Genomic DNA, 22,264 nt, shown 5'->3' on the forward strand with positions numbered 1-22,264 from the left:
CCGGATCGACATTGACCCCCGTTCAGCTGCACTGCAACCTCAGCGCGGACCTGGAACTCCTGGGCAATGCGGCCGCCGTGGTGCCCCAGCTGCTCGCGGCACTCGCCGGGCACGTGCCGGCAGCGGCGCCGGACCTGGCCCCGCTGCGCGCCGGGCTGCAGACCGAAGCCCGCTCCATGGCGCCCGTGCTGGCCCGGATCAACGAGATCCTCGCCGGCGCACTGCCGGCGGACACCGTCATCGCCGGCGATTCCTCGCAGATCACCTACTTCGGCACCACGTCCTTCTTCCCCATGCAGCAGCCGCACCAGCTCCTGTACACACCGGCCTACGCCACGCTCGGCTACGGGCTGCCGGCCGCGATCGGCGCCAAGGTGGCCGATCCAGACCGTCCGGTAGTGGGCCTGATCGGCGACGGTGCCCTTATGTTCGCCGTCCAGGAATTCATCACCGCCGTGGAACAGGGCGTGGACCTGCCCATCATCTGCATCAACAACGGCGGCTACGGCGAAATCCGGCAGAACATGGAGGACCGCGATCTGGCTCCTGTCGGGGTCAACCTGACGCAGCCGGACTGGGTCCGCCTAGCCGAGGGCTTCGGCCTCACGGCGTTCAATGTCGAGTCCCTCGACGTCCTGGCCGATACCGTCACCAAGGCACTTGCGGTGAAGGGCCCCAGCCTCATCCACGTGAGCATCCCGTGAGCGCCATAGCCACGGCCGGCACCGCGTTCCGGGTGCTCAACCCGGCCATCGGAGAGGTGCTTGCCGAGTACGCGGAGGCCACGGCGGCGGAGGTTGAAGACGCCGTCGATTTGGCGCGCCGCGCCTTTGCCGGCTGGGGCCCGACGACGGCGGAACGGCGGGCCGCGGTGCTGCGGACCGCCGCCGGGCTGCTGCTCGAAAGAAAGGAGAACCTGGCCCGGCTTGCCACCGAGGAAATGGGCAAATTGCTGGGTGAGGCCGTCGCCGAAGTGGAGCTCTGCGCCGAGATCTTCGCGTACTATGCCGAGCACGGGCCGGGATTCCTGGCGGACGAGACGTTGGACTACGCCGGTGCGGTGCTGCAGCGACGCCCCCTGGGGCCGATCCTAGGCATCATGCCGTGGAACTACCCGTACTACCAGATCGCCCGTTTCGCGGCGCCGAACCTCATGCTGGGCAACACGCTGCTGATCAAGCCGGCGCCGGCCTGCCCGCGTTCGGCGCTGGCCTTCGAAGAGCTGCTGCTCGACGCCGGCCTGCCGGCAGATGCCTACCGCACAGTGCTGGCCGGCGGGGAACAGACGGCCATGATGGTGTCCGATCCCCGCGTTCAGGGCGTGTCGCTCACCGGAAGCGAACGGGCCGGCGCTGCAGTGGGGGCTCTGGCCGGGGCCGGGCTTAAGAAGCACGTCCTGGAGCTGGGTGGCTCGGACGCCTTCATTGTCCTGGACAGCGAGGACCTGGACTCGGTGGTTGGCCTTGCCGCGGCGGCGCGGATGGAGAACGCCGGCCAGGCCTGCACTTCGCCCAAGCGTTTCATTGTGGCTGCCCCGCTCTACGAGGACTTCGTCGCCGGGCTGGCAGCCAGGCTGGCCGCGTATGTGCCCGGTGACCCCCTCGATCCGGCCACCAGGCTTGCTCCGATGTCCTCCGCCGCTGCGGCCCGGACACTTCTGGCGCAGGTGGAGGGCGCTGTCGCCGAAGGTGCGGCGCTCATCGGCGGAGGGTCCAGTGCGGCGGCGGGGGAGGCCTTCGTGTCACCGGCGCTGCTGATTGGTGTGCGGCCGGGCACGCGCACCTACCGCGAGGAGCTCTTCGGCCCGGTGGCCGTTGTCTACCGGGCCGAGGATGAGGACGACGCCGTCAGGCTGGCCAACGATTCGCCGTACGGCCTGGGAGCATCGGTATTTACCGCCGACGCAGGCCTGGCGGACCGCATCGCCGAGCGGCTGGAAGTCGGCATGGTCAGCGTAAACCGGCTCACGCCGTCGTCGGCCGTGCTGCCCTTTGGCGAGGTCAAGAACAGCGGCGTGGGACGCGAACTGGGGCCGCTTGGCATGGACGAATTCGTGAACCGGAAACTCCTGGTCCGCTGAAGCGGATGCTGAAATCTTTGAAACTTGAGGAAGGAACGCAATGAGCGACATCAAGAATGCCGGGCTGAAGTCCACCGCGTGGGAGTGGGTTGAGGAGCAGAAAGAACAGCTCTCCGCCTGGCACACGAACATCTGGGAGCTCGCCGAACCGGCCTGGCGCGAGTACGAGTCCTGCGCCTGGTACGTGAAAACACTGCGCGAACACGGCTTCACTGTGGAAGAAGGCAGCGCCGGCATGCCCACTGCCTTCGCCGCGGAGTGGACCAGCCCCGCCGGCCCGGGCGCCCGGATCCTGGGCTACGCCGAATACGACGCCATCCCCGGCAACTGTCAGGCCGCCTCCACCAAGCGCGAGCCCCGCACCGGGTTGTCCCGGTTCGCACCGGGCCACACGGACCCCCATTCCGCCTTGGGCATCTCCACGCTCGCCGGGTTCCTCGCCGCGAAGGACGCCATGGAACGGCACAGCATCCCGGGCACGCTGGTGTACACGGGCGAGCCGGCCGAGAAGGTCCAGGGTTCCAAGGTGGTCCATGGCCTGCGCGGCTACTACGACAACCTCGACGCCATCATTTCGTACCACCCGTTTTACATGATGCCGCTGTGCAACACCGCCCGCTGGGACACCCACTGCGGCTCGTACTACAGCAAGATCTACACCTTCACCTGTGACAACCCGGAAGGGTGGAACAACACCTACGGGGACAGCCCCATCCCGTCGTCGCACTCGGCTGCGCGGGCTCCCGGCGCCGACGCGGCACTGTTCACTATGTTCTCGCTGACCAAGACCACCCAGGACTCCATGCTGCCGCAGGCCGGCGGGTGGTCGCTGTCCGAGGCGATCCTCACCGCTGGCCAGGCGACGGCAGACAACCAGCCGGCCGGGCTGGCCCAGATCCAGTACTCCTGGCGCTGCCCGAGCCTGGCCGAAGCGGATTCGGTGCTCGCCGTGCTGGACCGCAACGCCGAACTGGCCGCGGCTGCGTCGCACTGCACCGTCAGTTCGCGCTGGGTGGCTCGCAACCGGCCCGGCATCGCCAACCACACGGTGGCGCAGCTGGCGTGGGAGAACATCGCCGCCGTCGGGGCACCGGTTCTGGACGAGCGGGCCCGAGCGTTCGGGCGCGAAATCCAGGCCTCGTGCCGGGTGGAGCCCATGGAGAACCCGTTCCACCCAGCGACGGCGGAACTGATCAGCCCGCAGGACGCCGAGACGGAGCTGCGCCGGCACATTCCGGCAACGCAGCAGAACTGGACCAGCGACGACTACGTGGAGATGACCTGGTACGCACCCACTATCCGCTTCTACACCGCCCGGCCTACACTGGCTCCGGACGGTAAGGGCACCGCGTACCCGGGCTGGGCCATGACGGCGATGGGCGGCATCCCGGAAACGATCGACCCCACCATCACCGCCACCGGCAAAATGATCGCCGGCATGGTGTTGGACCTGGTGACCCAGCCGGATCTCCTGGCTGTGGCAAAGGCCGAGTTCGAGGCCGAGAAGATCCGACGCGGTTCCGTGGCCCCACTCCTGCCCGCCGAATTCACTGCGCCCACGGACTTCCGCTGGCCCGAATACATCGGTGAGGGTAAGGCCCGTGACTGGTGGATCCCCGTGTCCGAGGAAGTCTGGAACACAGCCCTGTAAGCACCCAGTCAAACGCCAGCGGACGACGGCGGGAGGTCCCGCCGTCGTCCGCTTTGCCATAAGCGGTCCCGGTTATTGACCGCTCACCGGCGACCGGCAACGATGAGGTATGACCGACTCAGCTGATACCGCAGATGCCCCTTTTGATGACGATGACAGCGTCGAGGAGGTTGACGGCGCGGAGACGGCGGAAAGTATCGCGGACGATGTCCGTGATGAAATCCGCCTGGGCCATGTCCAGGACGATGTGAGCCACGTGCTCGAGGAACGCTTCGAGGAGGCAGGCATCGACCTGCGACCCGAGGCGGTAGACGACCTCGCTGAGGAAATCGAAAAGGACGCCTCGAGCTAAAGAACCGTGCGGGCCGGAAACGGTGGAGAGCAACTTGGATTAGTGCGCTGGCCGTGTTGGGCGCATGGCTTTCCGAAGCCAATGACTTGTAGTCCACGGAAGCCATGGCAGTCCTTTCTGTCCGTTCCCGTCCTTCGGGCACAAAAAAGACCCGAGCCGCACGTCTCCGTGTGGCTCAGGTCTTGCCTCGTGGCCGAATAACAATCCTTCAGGCTGCATCGCCTGCTGGAGCAGCCCTAGCGGTGATCGAAATCACGTGCAACTTGACTTCGCGGTGGCCGCGGGCGGCCAGCGGTCGCGAATCTACTGTCGGGCCCGGATCAGAGGAGGCCGAGCTCGGCGAAGGCGGCAACGAGCCCCTCCTGCCGCGGACGCGCGGCGACGCGGTCTGCGATCGCCATGAGCTCGGGGTGGGACCCTTCGATGGCGATGCCGATGCCTGCGTACGCGATCATCTCGAGGTCGTTGGCGCCGTCGCCTATCGCAATCGTCGCCTCGCGGGCAATGCCCAGGTGGGCGATGACGGCCGCGACACCGTCAGCCTTGCTGATCTCGCGCTGGTACAGTTCACCCGCATGCCGGCCCTCGTCGGCAACCGAATTGGCGACGACGGCAATCGCCCCGCCGATTTCCTTGACCAGGCGCTCCATGGCAACGGGGGAGTCAAACACGGAGACCTTGGCGAACTGCACGGCCGCACGGTCCGCCGTGGGGTGCACGGCGTCGAGAATGGCGGACGAACCCACCGGGCCTTCCGGTGCCTGCCTGAAATGGGCGTCAAGGATGGCTCGTAAGCGCTCCATCGCCACCGGTGGAACGTGCAGCGCCTCCTGCGCCTCGAGGACATACACTGCGTCGTGCGCGTCGAGCGCCCTGACCGTTCTGCCGGCCAGGTCTGCCGGGAAGCGCCGGTCCACGAGCACGGTCCCGGCCACTTCCACGTACGCGCCCGCGCTGGCCACGAGGCCATCGAAGCCCGCGGCGAGGATACTATCGGGCAACATCGACACGGGACGTCCGGTGCATAGCAGGACCCGGTGGCCGGCTTCCCGCGCCGCCCGGACAGCGCGCACATGGCCTTCGGGGACGACGCCGTAGTCCGCGTAGGTGCCGTCCACATCCAGGAAGACAGCCCGGACAGTTCCAGTAGTGCTCGGCTTTGCGCTCATGATCCGGGATCATACCGATACAGCCCCATCCCGGCCCAACCGCAGAGAAATCGAATGGAGCAAACCTTGATTGAACGTACCGCCACCATCGCCAGCCGCGTCGGCTGCACGCCCGCCCGGCAGCCATTTTTGCCGAAGCCGCAGGCGAACTAAATGTCGACGTCAGGTTCGCCCGCGAGGGTGAACCCGCGGACGAGGCAATGGATGCAGACAGCATCCTCTCGCTCATGAGCCTCGGCGCCTCCTACGGCGACGTCATGGTGTTGCCGGCCGAAGGGACCGGTGCTGATGAGGCCCTGGACAAGCTGGTGAAAATCCTCGAGACGGACCACGACGACGGCGGGAGGTGCCTCCCGCCGTCCTCCGGTGATGTTGCTACAGGTTGACCGTCTCAAGCTTGGCTTCGCCGTGGTTCAGGCTCAGCGTGAAGGTGTTCGGCCCGCTGGCGTGGACCGCGATGTTGCTTTTCGGGGTGTTGTGGCGGACCGAGAGGTCGTGGACCAGGGCATCCAGCTCGTTGTGCATGTTGGAGCGGTCCCAGAGCTTGTGGGTTACGGAGTTGGCAGTTTCAAACGTCATTGTTCAGTGCTTCCATTCATGAATCCGGAGGTCCGGCTGCCGCACCGATGCGGAGCCGCCGTAAGCCATACCAGGAACGCCTGAGACCGTGGGCAGCTCTGCGAGCTCACCGGTTTGGCCTCATTGCGTCCACCAGGATGGGTAAAACCTTGCCGCTGATCACTTCGGGCGCTGGGCGTTCGAAGCCGACATCAGGGCTGCGTCGGCCGGGAAGTTGCCCTCCCTGCCGTGCCTTTCCATAGTGCACAGCCCGGTCGTCACGGCTCAAGCCAGACAGCGAATATTGCGGGTGAGTCTCATCACAGCTGCTGTGGGATGAGCTTGCCTGCCGCCTTCGGCATGTCATCGAGCCGGGACAGGTATTGCCCGAGGAGGCGCCGGCGTCGTCCCCGTCTCAGGCCTGGTTGAAGCGGACCATGTTGCCGGAAGGGTCACGGAAGGCGCAGTCACGCGGGCCCCACGGCTGGACGATGGGTTCCTGGAGGACCTCCGCGCCCGCGGCCCGGACCGCCTCGAATGTGGCGTCGAGATCGTCAGTGCGGAACACGATGTTGGGCAGGACGCCCTTGGTGAGCAGTTGCTGGAACGAGTCGCCGTCATCCTGGGAGCGGCCGGCGTGCGGGACGGAGAGCACGAGCTCCAGATCGGGTTGGGCAGCGCTGCCGAGCGTCACCCAGCGGTGTCCGTCCGAGCCGACGTCGTTGCGTACGTCCAAGCCGAGCACGTCGCGGTAGAACGCGAGCGACTCGTCGAGGTCGTTGACGGTGATGTGTGCATACTGCAGTGAGATGTTCATGTCTGACACGTTATTGCAGTGGTCCCGGGGACGCTTCTTCAATCCTGCTCGGCTTGCGCGCGGGCCGCGTGTGCTCCCTGGCAATGCACGTCGGCATGGCCTTCACCGCCTGGTGCCCCAGGGCGCGGTAGGCGCTGGGCGGCGTGCCGACGATCTCTGTGAAGCGGGAGCTGAACGAACCCAGCGATGTACAGCCGACCTCCATGCAGGCATCCGTCACGCTGACACCGGCCCGCAGCAGAGCCATGGCGCGTTCGATCCGCCGCGTCATGAGGTAGTTGTACGGCGTCTCGCCGAATGCTGCCTTGAACTGGCGGGAGAAATGCGCCGGGGACATGAGGGCTCCGGAGGCCATGGTGGGCACATCGAGTGGCCGGGCGTATTCGCGGTCAATCAGGTCTCGCGCCCGGCGAAGGTGGGTCAGGTTGGCCAGCTCCTGCGGTCTCATGCCGTCATTGTAGTTGTTGATGCGCTGCGGCGCGGGCCGCATCGGCGTCGGCGGGATCGGCGACAACTGTCACGTGGGGATGCCACTCCGCAGGCATCACCGTCTCCATTGCTGTGGCAGGTGTCATGGCGGGGAATGTCTTTCGATTCGTCAGTGAAGGGTAGGCGTGGGCAGCCGTTGTCATGGCGCAGCCGCCGTCACGGCGGCGTCGAAGGCGACGCGTCCGCCCACCACTGTCAGGCAGGTCCGGTTGGACAGGAGCTGCTCCGGATCGGCGCGGAGGGGGTCGGTTTCCAGGACCGTGAAGTCGGCGAGGTTGCCGGCGACGATCCGGCCTTCCCGGTCCTCGGCGCGACACGAATACGCCGCGTCCCGTGTTGCGTGGCACAGGGCGTCAGCCAGGCTCAGGGCATAGTCCGGCCGGTTGGCAGGCAGCGAGGGGTCCAGGGCCGACTTCCGGGTGGCGGCGACGTACATGTTGGGCAGCGGCTGGTGCGGCGCCGTGGGCGCATCGGTGCTCAGGGCCAGGGTTGCCCCGGCTGCGAGGAACTCCGTCCAGGGGTACGCCCGGTCGACGCGGTCATCTCCCAGCATGGCCTGCCAATTGTCCTGGATAGCGGGGTCTGCGTGGACCGGCTGCACAGAGGCCACCACGCCGAGGGCTGCAAGCCGCACCATATTGGCCTCGGTGACGGTTTCGAGGTGTTCGATGCGGTGCCGGCGGTCCCTTGGACCGTTGATGCGGTGCGCTTCTTCGAGGGCGTCCAGAGCGATGTCCGAGGCTTCGTCGCCGATGGCGTGCAAGGCGATCTGCAGTCCGGCGGCATCGGCGGCGGCAACGACCGGGATCAGCGACTCCCGGTCCCAGATGGGGTCGCAGCGGCTGCCGTCAGAGTACGGCTCCTTCATGGCGGCGGTGCAGCTGTCGATGACGCCGTCGATGACGATCTTTATCCCGCAGATTTGCAGCCACGGGCCTGACAGTTCCGCGGCCAGGTCCGCCGCGCGGGCGACCTGGGCAAGGTTCTCCTGGCCGGTTGCGCGCCGGGAGACGAGCCAGTGTCCCTTCACCCGCAGGGGCAGGAGGCCTTCGTGCCGCTGCAGCGCGCGTTGGAAGGCTTCGATATCGTCCTCCTGGACGGCCATGTCCACCGCGCTGGTGACGCCGGTGGAGAGGTAGTGTTCGAAGGCCGATTCGAGGTTTGAGTCACGGTCCGCGGCCGTAGCTGCCCTGGCCAGGGCAGGCCAGACGATTTGCTGAGCGGCGGTTTCGTAGAGCATTCCGTCCGCCTTCCCGGTCGCCGGGTCGCGGCTGATCCGGCCGCCGATCGGATCCGGCGTGCTGTCGTTGATGCATAGCTCGGCCAGGGCCGCGCTGTTGACCCACACCGAGTGCAGGTCGTTGGCATCAAGGTAGACAGGGATGTCGGGGACGGCGTCGTCGAGCATCTGCCGGACGGGCGCCGCGCCACCCAGCGCGGTGTACAACCAGCCCGTGCCCAGGATGCGGGGAGCCAGCGGATTCTCTGCTGCCGCTTCGCGCAACCGCTGCTGGATCTCGGCCAGGTCTGACGCGTCGCGCAGGGCGACCTTTTGCACGGCCTGTCCCATCATCAGCAGGTGAGTGTGGGCGTCGACGAAGCCGGGCAGGACGAAAGCCGCCGCGAGGTTGACTACTTCCGCGTCCGGTCCTGCGGCCCGGCGCGCGTCGGACGCGGTTCCCACGAAGCTAAACCGGGTGCCCTCGACAACGAAGGCCTCCGCTGCGGTGCCGTCGGCGGTGAAGACAGTGGCATTGGTATAGAGGGTACGGACAGCCATGGGAACCTTTCGGGTCATGGGGAGGGTGGCGGGGCGCATCAGACGATCGCCGCCCGCATGAACTCGGCATCCCTTGCGGCCGTGTCTGCTGCGGTCTCGGTACGGACGGAGACACGGGAGATTATGAGGAACGGGATCAGCAGGGCGAACGTCATCCCGGCCAGGACCATGCCCATTCCGGGGTAGCCGATTCCGGCTGAGAGGAAAGTGCCGAAGACGGGGGCGAAGGCGGATCCGATGAGGTAGACGCCCAGAAGCGGTGCTGACCACCGGCCGGTGGCGTCCAGGGCTGCTGCGACAGCGATGATGTAGACGAAGGCAGCGGCGTAGAGGGTGTTCCAGGCGATGATGACCACCAGGTACCAGCCCGGATCGGTCACCGCCCCGGCCAGGACCTTGAGTAAACCACCGGCCACGAGAACGACCGCCAGGGGGAGAGTACGGCCCAGCCGCCGGCCAAAGAGGCTGACAACTGCTGTCGCAACCAGCCCGCCCAGGGTGGACAGGCTCAACGCCAGGCCCATTCCGGCCTCGTCGAGACCGGCCTGCTCGGCGCCCATAGTTGCAGCCACGGCCCACAAGGAGTCCTCGCTCAACGCCCACAGTGCGAAGCAGGCCAACAGCCCCACCCCGGCTGACATCAGGGTACGGGAGGGTTTGGCGGACGCACCCGGAACAGGGGCAGTTGAGGCAGTCGTCACGGCAGGCGCGGGACGGTCCGGCAACCAACCAGTGGTCAGTAGCGCGGCCAGGGCCAGACCGGCAAGCAGGCCGAACGCGCTGCCCATTCCGGCACCCAGAGCCGGGATTGCGAACAGCACCACCGAAACGATCGCGCGGTTAGTGAAGCCGTTGATACCCGAGGCGCGGTCAGGATTACGCAAGGCACTTAAAGCGGCGCCGCCGGCGGAGACGGCCCCGCCCGCACCCAGGCCGCCGAGCACGACGCCTGCGATGACCACGGGCACTGACGGGATGAACGCGGCGGCGCCGAAACCTGCGGCTGCCAGGACCAGCCCGAGACGGGCGACGACGTAGCGTCCCCCGTGTGCCGACCACCGGGAGGTCAGGAGGCAGGAGGCAGCGCAGGCCAGCAGGGAAGCCGTCATCAGGACCCCGGCGTCAGTGACGGAGAAACCGAGTTCGCCGGTCAACGCAACAATCATGATCGGAACCAGGTTGGCGGTCATGAAACCCACCACAGTGATTCCGAAAACAGAGACGGCGCGCCTCGCCGTCAGCGGCACACGGCCCGAGCCCTCTGGCTCGACAACTTTTTTGGACATGGTCTTCCTCACGGGGGTGGGTTTAAGTATGACCGCCGTCACGGCTAATGAACGGCATTCATTTATTGTGAGGCCCTCGAGGCTCCGGCGCAAGGGGTTTGTGAAAGGCTTTCAGTAAATTTCGTGTAAGGCCTTCGCGCGTACCCCGGCGACCAGCACATCAAGGCCGAAGCCGAAAGCTGACTCTGCGCGTTCGTTGACGGACCCGGAATGTGCAACCGCGCGGTGCAGCGCAGGGAATTCACCCGCAGGAGGGGACCAGACAACCTCCGGGGCGGTCAGCTCCAGGGCCGCGCCGAGGGCGAGATAGTCGATCGTGGCAATCGCCGGTCCGATGTGGGCCAGGTCCAGGCCTGCGCGCTCCAGGGTGAAGGCGATGTTCTCATACAGGCTCACCACGCCCACGTCCTGGACAGTCTGCGTAACCAGCAAGGGCACCAGCCGCGGGTGTGCAGCGAATCCGTCGCGGTAGATCCGCACCAGCACTCGCAAGGCCTCGTCCCACGGGAGGTCCTCGACCGGAGGGACGACTTGATCAGCGAACAGCCGCCCGCGCATCAGTTCAACGATGTGCTCGCGATTGTCGATGTAGTTGTACAAAGCTGACTGGCTGACCCCAATCTTGCGCGCCACCTTGGGGAAACTGAAGTCGCCGGTTTCATCGACAAGTGCCAATGCGGCATTGACGATGGCCTCGACCGACAACAGCGGCGAATGAGGGCGGGGCATCAGGGACTCCTAGGGTGAGGACTGGTTCGAATCTACTGCGGCGGCGGCGACGACGCCTCGAATCCCGCAGCGCGAAGTGCCGGCACGGGGTTACCAGCCGTCAGGATCGATGTCCACCCGCTCCTGGTTCAATTATCTGCGGGATCCGTCAGCGCCCCCGCCATGGTCAGTCTCAGAATCGGAAGAGACCGCTGTAGGCGTTCAGCGCCAACTGGCCACCGAGGTGGGCGTAAAGTACATTGCTCGTGGCCGGGATCTCGCGCGACTTCACCAGGTCAATCAGTCCGGCGAGGGATTTGCCTTCGTATACGGGGTCAGTGATCATCCCCTCCAAGGACGCCCCGAGTCGGATGGCTTCGAGGGTGGAGTCGACGGGGACCCCGTAGAGCTCGCCCGCCCAGTCCGCGAGGATCGTGATTTCCTCGTCACGGAGGTCGCGGCCAAGGCCGATTAGTTCTGCGGTGTTACGGGCGATCTTCTCGACCTGGTCACGCGTTTTCTGCAAAGTTGCGGAGGCATCGATGCCGATCACGCGGCGGCGCCGATCCTGCCCGGCGAAGCCGGCTATCATTCCGGCCTGGGTGGATCCGGTGACGGTACAGACAATGATCGTGTCGAAGAATACGCCGAGTTCTTGTTCCTGCTGTTCGACTTCGTAGGCCCAGTTGGCGAAACCGAGACCCCCCAGTGGATGATCGGATGCGCCGGCCGGGATCGCGTAGGGTGTGCCGCCGTCGGCGATGACCTCGTCAATGGCCTCTTGCCAACTGCTACGGATGCCGATGTCAAAGCCCGCACTGTCAAGCGTGACCTTCGCGCCCATGATTCGGGAGAGCTGAATGTTGCCGACACGGTCGCTGAGCGGGTCGGGCCAGTTGACCCAGTTCTCCTGGACGAGGCGGGCCTTGAGGCCGAGCTTCGCCGCGACCGCCGCGACTTGCCTCGTGTGGTTGGACTGGTAGCCGCCGATGGACACCAGGGTATCCGCGCCACGGGCGAGTGCATCCGGGATGAGGTATTCGAGCTTACGGGTCTTGTTGCCGCCGAAGGCAAGACCGCTGTTCACGTCCTCGCGCTTCGCCCACACCTGCGCGCCGCCGAGATGCTGGGTGAGGCGCGGCAGGTGCTGGATGGGGCTCGGCCCAAACGTCAGTGGATAGCGCTCGAAATCAGTGATGGCCATGCGGATCCTTCAATCGACGGTGGCAAGCCCTCAACGAAGGCTCTGCTCTGGAGCTGACAAGTTGTATGCAATATATTGCACGAATGATAGGCTGGCAAGCCTATGGAGCCACAGGCCACGCCGTGGCGGGACCGAAAGAGCTGCCCATGCCCACACCCTCTTCCAGCGGAGTCCACACCCGCTCGCTGCTACGCGATGACGTGTACCGCTCGATCAGGGACGCCATCGTCGATGGCACTTTCGCCCCGGGTGAGCGCCTGCGTGACCCGGAGCTCGAAAAGTGGCTCGGTGTCAGCAGGACGCCCATCCGCGAGGCGTTGCTGCGCCTCGAGCGCGCCGGCCTGGTAATCGCCCTTCCCGGGCGGGCCACGATCGTGTCGCCCACCGACGGAGGATCCATACTCCACGCCCAGCAGATCGCGGCCGCAATGCACGAGCTCGCTGCCCGGCTCGCCGTGCCCAAAATCAGCGGGGCGGAGGTCGCGGCAATGGTCGCGGCAAACGAGAGCTTCGGCTGGGCACTGACCCGTCTCGACGTCGAAAGTGCGCTGAAAGCAGACGACGTATTCCACGACGTGTTCGTGCACGCCAGCGGCAACCCCATGATCGGGGAAGTTTTGGAGCAGGCGACCCCGCTGATCCGCCGTTCAGAACGACTGCGGTTCGCTTCCCTCGCAGCCCGTGACTCAGTTGCCCAGCACCAAGCGATCATCGCCAAGGCCCGGGCAGGAGATGCGGCGGGTGCAGCGATATTGTGCCGTGAGAACTGGATGACTCTCAGCCACACGCCCGAACGCCGCGAGGACGGTGAGCGCCGCGGGGGTTAGGGCGCCGTGGAAACCCACTGCATTGCTTCTGGGGCGGCGCCGGTTCTAGACCTGTCCGGCGGGCCCGCTGTCATCGACTTCGCCGCGCCAGGCTCCGGTTTCGGTGCCGCGGGACTCGATGAAGTCCTTGAACTTGCGCAGGTCGGCCTGGACCTTCAGATCATCGATGTTCAACGCCGAACCGACTTTCTCGGTGAAAGTTTCTGGAGCCCATTCGAAGCGGACGGAGACCTGGGTGTGGCTCGCGTCCAGCGGGGTGAAAGTCACGACGCCGGCGTGAGACTTTCCGTCGACGCTGCGCCAGGCGATCCTCTCATCAGGCTTCTGTTCCACGATCTCTGTGTCGAATTCCCGCCGGACGCCGCCGATTTTGGTGACCCAGTGGTTGGTCGTGTCGGTCAGCTGGGTCACCGACTCGACGCCGGACATGATCTCGGGAAAGGATTCGAACTGTGTCCACTGGTCGTAGGCCGCACGTACCGGAACAGCGACGTCAATAGTCTTTTCAACGGTTTCCATTTGTTCCTCCTTCTCGCGCACCGGCATCTCCACCAAGAGCGTCAACCGCCTCGGCTGATCCGGCACGGCGGTCAGCTGCTCGTTTCTTCGGGGTGCTCCCGCGCTCTTCTCTCCTCAGGCGTGGCCCGATCCGCATCCGGCACGAAGTCGGGGTCCACTACGGGCGAGAAAGCATCGGCGAGCGAACCGCTCGTACTCTCCTCATCATCAGGCAGAGGACGGGCGTCTTCTGGAACCTCACTCATAGGCCTACGGTAGGCCCGCATGCGCTTTATGTCGAGCAGCAGGCGGTACCCCAGTTGGCGGCGAACCAAGGCCTGCACGTATACGTGGGTGCACGATAGGGGACGGGGATGTCAGCGCCAGTCGTCGATCACGTAGGCGTCGGGGTGGCTGTAGCCGGGCTCGTTGGGGCGGTGCATGGTGACGCCCTGGAAACCGGTACGGAAACCGCGGGCGACCATGCGCTGATAGGCATCCGGGCGGCCCAGGTTCATCCCGGCTTCGAGCTGACCAAGTCCGCGCTCGGCGGCCAGTTGCTCGCAGGCGTCGAGTAGTCGTTCGAATCTGTCACCGGCCTGCCGGCCGGGGCGTACGGCACCGAACTTGACGAAGCACACCCCCGTGCCGGCCTCCGATCCCGGTCCGCAGTGACACACGGCCAGCCCGTCGAGCCCTGATTCGCCCGGCAGCAGCACGGTGTCGCCGAGTCCCTGCGCGTGCGCGGCCACGATCTCGCGTTCCAGGTCCAGACCCTCGTACACGGCGTCGGTCAGGGCGCGACAGGAACTGAGATAGCCAGGCCGCTCGGCGGCGGACAGCTCCGCATACGTGACCCGGTCGGGCACTGCGCCACGGGCCCCGACCTGCTTCTGCATGACGGCGGTCAGGAATCGGGGCCAGAAGCCGTACCGGCGGTAGAGTTCGAGGTGCTTAGGACTGTGCGAGTAGGTGAACAGGCCGAGGTGGCTATTCCCCCAGGTCTCGAAGCAGCCCATGATCGGCTCCATCAGGCTTTTGCCGACGCCGTGGTCCCACAGGTCCGGACGCACGGTCAACGGTCCGAAGTACCCGACGCTGCCCCAGTTGACGGCGAAGTTCGATCCGACGAGCTCGCCGTCGACCGTCGCGGCGAAGGCGGCGTGCGGATCGGCGGCAAATCGAGTACGGATATAGTCGATGGTCCCGAACGGATCGGGGACCCCGAGGTACGTCCCGAACGCTGCCCTGAGGATCTCGTCAGCGCGATCGAGGTCCGCCCCGCGCAGCGGGCGGACCGACACCGGGCCCACGACGCTCTTTTGCGCGGTTTCCGGTGCGGTCATGAGTTTCTCCCTCCACGACTTCTTCTTGCATTAAAAGCTGCAGACGCAACCCCATTTGCGAAGCGGATCCGACACCCCCGGCGATAGAGTCCCGTGAAATCTCGCGGATCGGGTGGTGGCCGGCGTGCTGTGAATCAGAGTGAGCCGCCGGCCGCCTCCGGTGTGCCGGAGTCGTGTGTTCCGCCGCCGTGGTGCCCCTGATGACCACCATGACCGCCATGACCTCCGCCGGGGCGTCCTTGGTCGCCGACGCGTTCGCGGGCGAGGAAATTTTCGATGTCGAAGAGGTTGTCCGCGCGGCGGGCGATGTTCAGGAGCGTGGTCATAGAGGCGACCTCTTCGACCTGTTCCTTGAGGAACCAAAGCATGAACTGCTCGCCCAGGGCGTCGTTTTCCGCCCTGGCCGCGGCGAAGAGTTCCTTAATGTTCTCGGTGACTTCCTGTTCCTGCGCGAGGGCCAGGGCCAGGGGTTCTTCGACCTTGGAGAAGTCGTTGCGGACGGGCTCGATGCCGGGGATGGCGATCTGGAGCCCGCGGTCCAGGATGTACCGGACCATCATCATGGCGTGGTTTCGTTCTTCCAGTGACTGGCGGTAGAAGTGTTTCGCCAGCTGGGGAAGGTCCTGCCGGTCGAACCATGCGGCGACGGCGATGTACTGGTGGGAGGCGGCGAATTCGTTGCCTACCTGTCGGGCCAGCAGTTCGTTGAATCTTGTGGGGCTCATGGACACTCCTGAAGTTGGGGTTCATGGCTGAGTGCCACGATCACAGGGCCACGGTCACGGGGCCTTGATTGCTCGGCCTGAGGCAGGGCCTGCATTGAGAATCCTCCAGCGCCGTCTGCGGGTCAAGACCCTACTGCTACCGTCCCCAGCAGCGTTCCCAGCAGCGGGTCGCTCGCCCATATGCGTGGCGGCCCGCTCAGCCCACTGGGTGCGGCCGGCCCAGGGGTACCACCAGGGGTGTGCCGGATACCGGGTCCTCGATGATTCGGCAGGGCAGGCCGAAAACTTCCTCCACCAGCGCCTCGGTCAGCACTTCGGACGGCGCGCCCTCGGCTACCACCGCGCCATCCTTCATCGCGATGATGTGGTTGGCGTAGCGGCTTGCGTGGTTCAGGTCATGGAGGACCGCAACGAGGGTGTGGCCCTTGTCCCGGTTGAGGTGCCGGCACAGCTCCAGCAGCTCTATCTGGTGCGCAATGTCAAGGAAGGTCGTGGGCTCGTCGAGGAGAAGCAGGGGAGTCTGCTGCGCCAGGACCATCGCCACCCAGACGCGTTGGCGCTGGCCGCCGGAGAGCTCGTCAACCAGCCGTCCCGAGAGGGGGGTGATGCCGGTGGCCTGCATGGCATCCGCGACGGCGGACTCGTCCTGCGTGGACCACTGGCGGAGCAGCTTCTGATGGGGGTAGCGGCCACGGGCAACCAGATCGGCAACCGTGATGCCGTCCGGGGCAATGGAGGACTGCGGCAACAAACCCAGCCTGCGCGCCAGCTCCTTCGCGGGCAGGCTAGCCACGGACTTGCCGTCCAGCAGCACTTGCCCGGAGCGTGGCCTGATCAGCCTGGCCAACGCCCTCAGCAGGGTGGACTTGCCACAGGCGTTGGGCCCCACGATCACGGTGAAGGACCCGTCGGGGATGCGGACGTTCAGGTTCTCGGAAATGATCCGCTGGTCGTAGCCGAGGGTCAGCGCTTCCGCGGACAGCCGGGATGTGGTGGCGGTGGTGCCGATCATGACTTCCTTGCTTCCCTGGCCAGCAGCCAGACCAGGTAGATCCCGCCGATGCACACGGTGACAACGCCCACCGGCAGCTGGATCGGAGCGAACAGGCGCTGGGCGGCGAGGTCGCTGGCTGACAGCAGCACCGCCCCCATCAGGGCCGACGGCAGCAGCGTGATCCCGGCACTCCTGGTGACCCGACGGGCAAGCTGGGGTGCCGCCAGCGCCACGAAGGCGATGGGGCCCGCGACGGCGGTGACGGCAGCCGTCAGCGCCACGCCAAGGACCATCAGCAGCACCCGGGTGGGCTCCGCCCGGACGCCCATGGCGCGGGCGGCGTCGTCGCCCATCTCCAGCATCCGCATCCGGCGTGACAGGGCCAGCCCGGCCACGGCCACCCCGATCACGACGGCGGCCGCGGGTCTGGCCTGTTCCCAGGAGATGCCGTTCAGCGAGCCCGCACCCCACACGGCTGCCGCCATGGAGACCTCGAGCTCGGCGCGGAGGATCAGCCAATGGTTCAGTGACGCCAGCATGGCACTGACGCCGATGCCGACAATGATCAGCCGGAAGCCCTGGGAGCCTCTGCGGAAGGCCAACAGGTAGACGGCAAAGGCGGTCAGGATTCCGCCGATGAGAGCACCCGCGGCGATGTGAAGGTAGCTTCCGCCGACGGCCAGGATCACCACGAGGGCCCCCGTATAGGCGCCGGTGTTGAAGCCGATGATGTCGGGGCTGCCCAGCGGGTTGCGCGTCAGCGATTGGAAGATGCCGCCGCTCATGCCCAAAGCCGCCCCGAACAGCAGCGCGGAGAGCACCCGCGGGAGCCTCCAGTCCAGAACGATGGTCCGCGTGAGGGCATCGGCGTCGCCCGCGAAAGCTTGCAACACCTGGGGAACGCTGAGCGTGAAGTCGCCGGTGGTCAACGCAAGAAGTCCAGCAGCGAGCCCTGCCATGATCAAGGGAATGCTGACGAGGAGTGTGCGGACATCCAGCACCATGCTGATGCCTGGCCCGCTGTTGGGGTGCCCCCCGGCCGCGGAGGAGCACGGTCTGCCGTCCGAAGTCGACGCGCGGGCGGGCCCCCTTGCCCGTGCTCGTCATAGTCCGCTCACTTTCCTGCGGCGTGCCAGCCATATGAGCACGGGGGCACCGATGAATGCGGTCACGACGCCGACCTGGAGTTCGCCCGGCACGGCGACCCTGCCCACGACGTCGGCGATGAGTAACAGGATGGGTGAGAGCACGAGGGTTGCCGTGAGGATCCACCGCTGATCCGGCCCGACGATCCACCGGGCCACGTGAGGGACCATCAAGCCGACAAAACCGATGGCACCGGCCGCGGCCGTGGCCGAACCGCTGAGCAGCGTGATGGCCACAACGCCCAGGATCCGGGTGCGGTTGACGCTGCTGCCCAGTGCCGTGGCCAAATCCTCGCCGAGAGCGACGGCATTCATGCCGTGCATCGCGAACAGGGCCACCACCAGCCCTGCGGCCATGAACGGCGCGACAGCAAGGACCGTGTCCATGTTGCGGGTGTCCAAGGATCCGACGCTCCAGGAGCGCAGGTGGTCGAAAGCCGTCGGATTCAGGAGCGTCAACCCGGAGCCGACCCCCGTCAGCACCGCTCCCAGTGCGACCCCTGCCAGTGTCAGGCGGACAGGGTTCACCACGTTCCGGCCCGAGGTGCCGATCAGGTACACGGCGATGGTCGTCAGGATGGCACCTGCGAACGCGCACCAAATGTAGCCGCTCAGCGTCGTGACACCGAAGACGCCGATGGCAATGACAATGGCAAAGGATGCGCCGGCATTGACCCCAAGGATGCCGGGATCGGCCAAAGGGTTTCGCGTGATTCCCTGGATCAAAGCTCCTGCCGCGCCCAGTGCCATGCCAGCGCAAATCCCCAACAGGGTCCTGGGCAGCCGGTTCTGGAGAACGATGGCGTGGTCGGCAGTGTCCTGGAAGTTTGTGAAGGCCTCCAGGATGGTTCCAGCCGCGATGAACTTTGCGCCCACGCCGAGACTCAAGAGTGCGGAGGCAAACAAAACCGCGACGGCACCGAGAAGGAAAATAAGCCGCCAGCGGAGCCTGCGGCGAACACCGCCGGGGCTACCCTGCTTCGCAGGGCCGTCCGTCACCGGGGAGACGACACGGACAGCTGTGTCGGCTCCACCATCGCGGTTTCCAGACGCGTACCGGGACGCGGGCGACATCAGGTGGGACACAAGGGGATCTCCGGACGGCTGGGACAACGGGGGAAGGCGGCGATCGGTGCAGCCGTGATCCGGACACACCAGTTGAAGAAACCGGCCTTAATTAGGTTAGCCTTACCTGGTGAAAAACGACGATTCAACAATTCAGCCGCGGCGGACCAACCGACTGCGGCACCTGGCGGCGCGGCTTGCCGGCTCCGTCCTTGTCCTCGGGCTGGTCGCCGGTTGCGGTAGTGCTGCTGGCGCCGGATCCCCGGCAGGCAGTACAGATGTTGCCACCGGTGGTTCCAAGTTCAGCACGGCCGACCAGGAGACAGCCAAGCTCGGCACGGACGCCGCTCCCGGCGAATTCCCCCGCGTCATCAAGCACGCAAACGGCGAAACAAAGCTGGAGAAGAAGCCCAGCCGCGTGGTGGTCCTGGATACCGGTGAACTGGACGACGTGCTGTCCCTCGGCATCACCCCCGTAGGCATCCCCACCACGGACGGCAAGAACTCCATCCCCAGCTACCTGGCCGACAAGGTCAAGGATGCTGCCACCGTCGGTACTATCCAGAGCCTCAACCTGGAAGCGATCGCCGCGCTCAAGCCGGACCTGATCCTCGGCAGCCAGCTCCGTGCGGACAAGCTCTACCCGCAGCTTTCTGCCATTGCCCCGACTGTCTTCAGCATTCGCCCGGGCTTCCCCTGGAAGGAGAATTTCCTCCTGGTGGGCGACTCCGTTGGTGAGGAAAGCAAGGCCGTCAAGGTCCTCAACGACTACCAGGGCCAGGCAGACGCGCTCAAGAAGGACCTCACCGGCGATCCAAAGATCTCCCTGGTCAGGTTCCTTCCCGGCAAGATCCGCCTCTACGCCAACAAATCGCTCATCGGCGTCATTCTCAAGGACGCGGGCCTGAGCCGCCCGGAAAACCAGAACATCGATGAGTTGGCTGCGGAAGTCTCGGCCGAGAACATCGAACAGGCCGATTCGGACTGGATCTTCTACAGCAGCTACGGCGACCCTGCCGCCACCGGCGAGACCTCGGTGGTCGAAGGCGCGGTCTGGCCGCGGCTCAGCGCCGTCAAGGCGGGTAACGCAAAGGCTGTCAACGACGACGTGTGGTTCCTTGGCCTCGGCCCCACCGGCGCCCAGCTGATCCTGAAGGACCTGCGCGACGTGCTGGTCGGCAACTAGACCACAGCAAGAACGACGGCGCGCGCCACTTCGCAAGGTGGCGGGCGCCGTCGGCGTTCTGGAGCGGTGAGAAGGGCAGTGGGGACGCCCAGCCGGGCCAGCCCGGAGGCGACGTTCAGCGCCGATCCGCCGGGGAATTCTTCGAAGCCGTCGGCCGTCTGGATGATGTCGATGAGTGCCTCTCCGACGACGATGACGTCCGGATCCGGGCATGCGGTGGTTGGGTGGGGGTGCATCTGTGGTCCTTGGTGGAGGGAGCTAAACCGCCAGGGCGTCTGGCGGCAGCGGAATCAGGTAGGCAGTGCTAGCGCTTGGGAGCCGAGACGGACTCCCGGATCACGAGAGGGCACTCGATGATGGTGGGGTGGGCGGCAAACAGGCCGAGGTCTGTTTTGCCCTCGATGGCTTCGATGAGGTTCCGCGTGGCCCAGGCGCCCATTTCGTAGTGGGGGAGGGCTACGGTGGTGAGCCCGGGGTGGAGGTTTTCGGCGATCAGTTGCTGGTTGTCGAAGCCCACGAACGAGACATCGTCAGGGATCTTGAGTCCCAGTTCTCCGGCGGCACGGTAGGCGCCCATGGCCATGCGGTCGTTGTAGCAGAAAACCGCCGTCGGCCTGTCCTCCGGGGACAGCAGCCGCATCGCGGCTTCGTAGCCGCCGGGGACTTCCGAGTGCTCTGACTGCACGAAGTCCGGACGGAACGCCAGGCCGGCGTCGGCGAGGGTGCTTTGGAACGCCTGGAGCCGGGAATGGGTGGCCGGGACGTCATCCGTGTTGTTGATCATGCCGATCCTGGTGTGGCCGGCATCGATCAGGGTCTGGACCGCGGCCCGGGCCCCGCCCTCTTCGTCCGGGATCACCGAGCAGATGGTCTTGCCGATGTCCTCGGAGTCGACCAGGACCGCCGGAAGCCCTGCGAGGTTGTCCGGGACCTTGATTTTGCGGTGGTACATCGTGGCGTAGAGAACGCCGTCCACCTGCCGGTCCAGCAGGGCTGCGACGTCGTGTTCCCGGCTGTCCTGGGTCCCCGTGCTCGCCGCGTTGATGATCATGATGTTGTACCCGTGGGCCCGGGCCGTTTCCTCTGCGCCGAGAATGATCCGGCCCGCGTGGGGCGTGGTGGCGATCTCCTCGCTGATGAAGCCGATCATGCCGGAGCGTTGGGTCCGCAGCGCCTGGGCCAGCCGGTTCGGTCCGTAGCCCAGCCGGCGGGCCACCTCCTGGACCCGTTCCCTGGTCTCCGTGCCCACCCGGGCGTACGCCACCTCATTGAGGACGTGGGAGACGGTCGTGACAGAAACACCGGCTGCTGCCGCCACGTCCTTGATACCGACTGCTTTATTGGTCATTGGTCTCCCAGGTCCTCATGGTGTTGATGCTGATTCTACGTGCGGCTTCTTCGTCCCAGAGCCCGTGCTCGGGCCAGCGGCGCGGCAGCCTCTCCTCGACCGGCGGCAGTTCGGCGTGGTCCGCGTGCTTTCCGTGTTCAATCGAGACCTTGAGTGAGGTGTTGAAGCGGACCGGATCCTCGATGTGGAAGCGGCACATGCCGCGGCATCGGAGTGGAAAGAAGATGTGCGCAGGGCCGCAGGCTGGGCGCGCTGCTACCAGTCGCACGCTGCGCGGGCAGCCCGGACAATCTCGGCGTCCGTTACGTGATAGGCGGTGGGATCAGTTCCATTCCGAGGGTCCATGAATACTGCGCCGGGCCGGAGGGTGGACACAGTCTTCTTGGCGGACAGGTGCACGGCGTCCAGGCCGGAGCGTTTCATGGTGGGAATGTCCGGAATCCTGAGTCCACCGCCGGCCATGATCTGAAGGCGGCCGGCAGAGAACCGGGCCATGCGTGCCAGGGTTTCCTGGCCGGCTCCCGCCGAAGCAGCCTGGCCGGAGCTCAAAACCCTGGTGAAGCCGAGGCCTATCAGCACGTCGAGGGCTGCTTCCACCTTCGGGATCTGATCGACCGCCCGGTGGAACGTAAGTTGCGCCGTGGGTTTTGCGTTCCGGACGCACTCAACGAGACGGCGGGTGGCGGTGAGATCCACTTCACCTCCAGGCGTCAGGGCTCCAAATACGACCCCGTGTGCACCTTGCATCAGCAGGTGTTGAGCCTCGCGTCCCATGGTGTCCAGTTCCGCGGCGGAGTAGATGAATCCGCCAGGGCGGCACCTGATCAGCGGATGGATCTCCAGCCGGCCGGCTGAACGCTCCGCTGCTGCGTCCATCAGGCCCTGCGACGGCGTGATCCCGCCGAGTTCAAGGCTGCTGCATAATTCGATCCGGCCGGCACCCTCAGCGGCGGCGATTCCGGCACCCTCAGCGCTGACCACTGCAATTTCAAGTTCCACGGTAACTCCTGGCGTTTGAGAACGGCCGGTCAATGGT

23 protein-coding genes and 2 pseudogenes are annotated in these 22,264 nt (G+C 65.9%); 7 read left to right on the forward strand and 18 right to left on the reverse strand.

From position 1 onward, the window contains the following. Nucleotides 1–11: 11 nt before the first annotated feature. From QFZ69_RS02040 to QFZ69_RS02055, 4 genes are all read left to right on the forward strand, one after another. Nucleotides 12–704, forward strand: a complete 693-nt coding sequence (locus QFZ69_RS02040; RefSeq protein WP_307000451.1) for a thiamine pyrophosphate-dependent enzyme — start codon at nt 12–14, stop codon at nt 702–704. Continuing rightward, nucleotides 701–2,080: an aldehyde dehydrogenase family protein gene (locus QFZ69_RS02045; protein ID WP_306915293.1), complete on the forward strand. Its 1,380-nt coding sequence runs from the start codon at nt 701–703 to the stop codon at nt 2,078–2,080. The genes QFZ69_RS02040 and QFZ69_RS02045 overlap by 4 nt, the downstream gene beginning before the upstream one ends. 40 nt (nt 2,081–2,120) lie before the next feature. After that, nucleotides 2,121–3,731 (forward strand): amidohydrolase, encoded by a 1,611-nt coding sequence (locus QFZ69_RS02050; protein WP_306915295.1) that lies wholly within the window; start codon nt 2,121–2,123, stop codon nt 3,729–3,731. A gap of 109 nt (nt 3,732–3,840) precedes the next feature. Continuing rightward, nucleotides 3,841–4,083, forward strand: coding sequence for a hypothetical protein (locus QFZ69_RS02055; RefSeq protein ID WP_306915297.1), 243 nt, complete (start codon nt 3,841–3,843; stop codon nt 4,081–4,083). A gap of 320 nt (nt 4,084–4,403) precedes the next feature. Here the strand turns inward: QFZ69_RS02055 and QFZ69_RS02060 are convergent, their stop codons facing one another. Continuing rightward, complete coding sequence (locus QFZ69_RS02060) at nt 4,404–5,252, reverse strand: HAD-IIB family hydrolase (protein ID WP_306915299.1); 849 nt, start codon at nt 5,250–5,252, stop codon at nt 4,404–4,406. A 54-nt stretch (nt 5,253–5,306) separates the two neighbouring features. Here QFZ69_RS02060 and QFZ69_RS02065 point away from each other — a divergent pair. Then, a pseudogene (locus QFZ69_RS02065) lies at nt 5,307–5,638 on the forward strand (HPr family phosphocarrier protein). On the opposite strand, the gene QFZ69_RS02070 reads toward QFZ69_RS02065, so the two are convergent. The 7 genes from QFZ69_RS02070 to QFZ69_RS02100 form a co-directional block, all read right to left on the reverse strand. Beyond that, complete coding sequence (locus QFZ69_RS02070; RefSeq protein WP_306915301.1) at nt 5,628–5,831, reverse strand: hypothetical protein; 204 nt, start codon at nt 5,829–5,831, stop codon at nt 5,628–5,630. The pseudogene QFZ69_RS02065 and the gene QFZ69_RS02070 sit on opposite strands and share 11 nt — an antisense overlap. A 394-nt stretch (nt 5,832–6,225) precedes the next feature. Next, nucleotides 6,226–6,627: a VOC family protein gene (locus QFZ69_RS02075; protein WP_306915302.1), complete on the reverse strand. Its 402-nt coding sequence runs from the start codon at nt 6,625–6,627 to the stop codon at nt 6,226–6,228. A 10-nt stretch (nt 6,628–6,637) separates the two neighbouring features. Then, a complete protein-coding gene (locus QFZ69_RS02080) occupies nt 6,638–7,075 on the reverse strand; it encodes a helix-turn-helix transcriptional regulator (RefSeq protein ID WP_306915303.1) in 438 nt (145 codons plus the stop codon). A gap of 180 nt (nt 7,076–7,255) precedes the next feature. After that, nucleotides 7,256–8,896 (reverse strand): amidohydrolase, encoded by a 1,641-nt coding sequence (locus tag QFZ69_RS02085; RefSeq protein WP_306915305.1) that lies wholly within the window; start codon nt 8,894–8,896, stop codon nt 7,256–7,258. Nucleotides 8,897–8,934: 38 nt separating this feature from the next. After that, entirely contained in the window at nt 8,935–10,182 is a 1,248-nt protein-coding gene (locus QFZ69_RS02090) for an MFS transporter (protein WP_306915307.1), read from the reverse strand. A gap of 111 nt (nt 10,183–10,293) precedes the next feature. Further along, nucleotides 10,294–10,911 carry a TetR/AcrR family transcriptional regulator gene (locus QFZ69_RS02095; RefSeq protein WP_306915308.1) on the reverse strand — a complete coding sequence of 206 codons (618 nt, stop codon included), beginning with the start codon at nt 10,909–10,911 and terminating at the stop codon, nt 10,294–10,296. 172 nt (nt 10,912–11,083) lie between these two features. Next, nucleotides 11,084–12,094: a 1-aminocyclopropane-1-carboxylate deaminase gene (locus QFZ69_RS02100; protein WP_306915309.1), complete on the reverse strand. Its 1,011-nt coding sequence runs from the start codon at nt 12,092–12,094 to the stop codon at nt 11,084–11,086. 146 nt (nt 12,095–12,240) lie between these two features. Here QFZ69_RS02100 and QFZ69_RS02105 point away from each other — a divergent pair, with 146 nt between their 5' ends. Then, nucleotides 12,241–12,921: a GntR family transcriptional regulator gene (locus QFZ69_RS02105; RefSeq protein ID WP_306915311.1), complete on the forward strand. Its 681-nt coding sequence runs from the start codon at nt 12,241–12,243 to the stop codon at nt 12,919–12,921. A 45-nt stretch (nt 12,922–12,966) separates the two neighbouring features. Here QFZ69_RS02105 and QFZ69_RS02110 read toward each other — a convergent pair whose 3' ends face one another. From QFZ69_RS02110 to QFZ69_RS02135, 6 genes and pseudogenes are all read right to left on the reverse strand, one after another. Beyond that, nucleotides 12,967–13,440 carry an SRPBCC family protein gene (locus QFZ69_RS02110; protein ID WP_306915313.1) on the reverse strand — a complete coding sequence of 158 codons (474 nt, stop codon included), beginning with the start codon at nt 13,438–13,440 and terminating at the stop codon, nt 12,967–12,969. 356 nt (nt 13,441–13,796) lie between these two features. Further along, nucleotides 13,797–14,765, reverse strand: a complete 969-nt coding sequence (locus tag QFZ69_RS02115) for a GNAT family N-acetyltransferase (RefSeq protein ID WP_306915315.1) — start codon at nt 14,763–14,765, stop codon at nt 13,797–13,799. Between the two features lie 134 nt (nt 14,766–14,899). Continuing rightward, nucleotides 14,900–15,490 carry a ferritin gene (locus tag QFZ69_RS02120; RefSeq protein ID WP_306915317.1) on the reverse strand — a complete coding sequence of 197 codons (591 nt, stop codon included), beginning with the start codon at nt 15,488–15,490 and terminating at the stop codon, nt 14,900–14,902. 196 nt (nt 15,491–15,686) lie between these two features. Beyond that, nucleotides 15,687–16,502 (reverse strand): ABC transporter ATP-binding protein, encoded by an 816-nt coding sequence (locus QFZ69_RS02125; RefSeq protein WP_306915319.1) that lies wholly within the window; start codon nt 16,500–16,502, stop codon nt 15,687–15,689. Next, nucleotides 16,499–17,591 (reverse strand): annotated as a pseudogene (gene fepG, locus QFZ69_RS02130) (iron-enterobactin ABC transporter permease). Before fepG ends, QFZ69_RS02125 begins: the two are co-directional and overlap by 4 nt. Further along, nucleotides 17,588–18,703 carry an iron chelate uptake ABC transporter family permease subunit gene (locus QFZ69_RS02135; protein ID WP_306919568.1) on the reverse strand — a complete coding sequence of 372 codons (1,116 nt, stop codon included), beginning with the start codon at nt 18,701–18,703 and terminating at the stop codon, nt 17,588–17,590. Before QFZ69_RS02135 ends, fepG begins: the two are co-directional and overlap by 4 nt. A 166-nt stretch (nt 18,704–18,869) precedes the next feature. Here QFZ69_RS02135 and QFZ69_RS02140 point away from each other — a divergent pair, with 166 nt between their 5' ends. Further along, nucleotides 18,870–19,880 (forward strand): ABC transporter substrate-binding protein, encoded by a 1,011-nt coding sequence (locus tag QFZ69_RS02140; RefSeq protein WP_306919569.1) that lies wholly within the window; start codon nt 18,870–18,872, stop codon nt 19,878–19,880. Here the strand turns inward: QFZ69_RS02140 and QFZ69_RS02145 are convergent. From QFZ69_RS02145 to QFZ69_RS02160, 4 genes are all read right to left on the reverse strand, one after another. Further along, nucleotides 19,877–20,116, reverse strand: coding sequence for a PfkB family carbohydrate kinase (locus QFZ69_RS02145; RefSeq protein ID WP_373461775.1), 240 nt, complete (start codon nt 20,114–20,116; stop codon nt 19,877–19,879). The genes QFZ69_RS02140 and QFZ69_RS02145 overlap by 4 nt on opposite strands. A gap of 68 nt (nt 20,117–20,184) precedes the next feature. After that, nucleotides 20,185–21,228, reverse strand: coding sequence for a LacI family DNA-binding transcriptional regulator (locus QFZ69_RS02150; protein ID WP_306915324.1), 1,044 nt, complete (start codon nt 21,226–21,228; stop codon nt 20,185–20,187). Beyond that, nucleotides 21,218–21,427, reverse strand: a complete 210-nt coding sequence (locus QFZ69_RS02155; RefSeq protein ID WP_306915326.1) for a hypothetical protein — start codon at nt 21,425–21,427, stop codon at nt 21,218–21,220. Before QFZ69_RS02155 ends, QFZ69_RS02150 begins: the two co-directional genes overlap by 11 nt. 56 nt (nt 21,428–21,483) lie before the next feature. After that, a complete protein-coding gene (locus QFZ69_RS02160) occupies nt 21,484–22,227 on the reverse strand; it encodes a copper homeostasis protein CutC (RefSeq protein WP_306915328.1) in 744 nt (247 codons plus the stop codon). Nucleotides 22,228–22,264 lie beyond the last annotated feature (37 nt).

The sequence above is a fragment of the Arthrobacter sp. V1I7 genome (assembly GCF_030817015.1).
GTDB lineage: Bacteria > Actinomycetota > Actinomycetes > Actinomycetales > Micrococcaceae > Arthrobacter.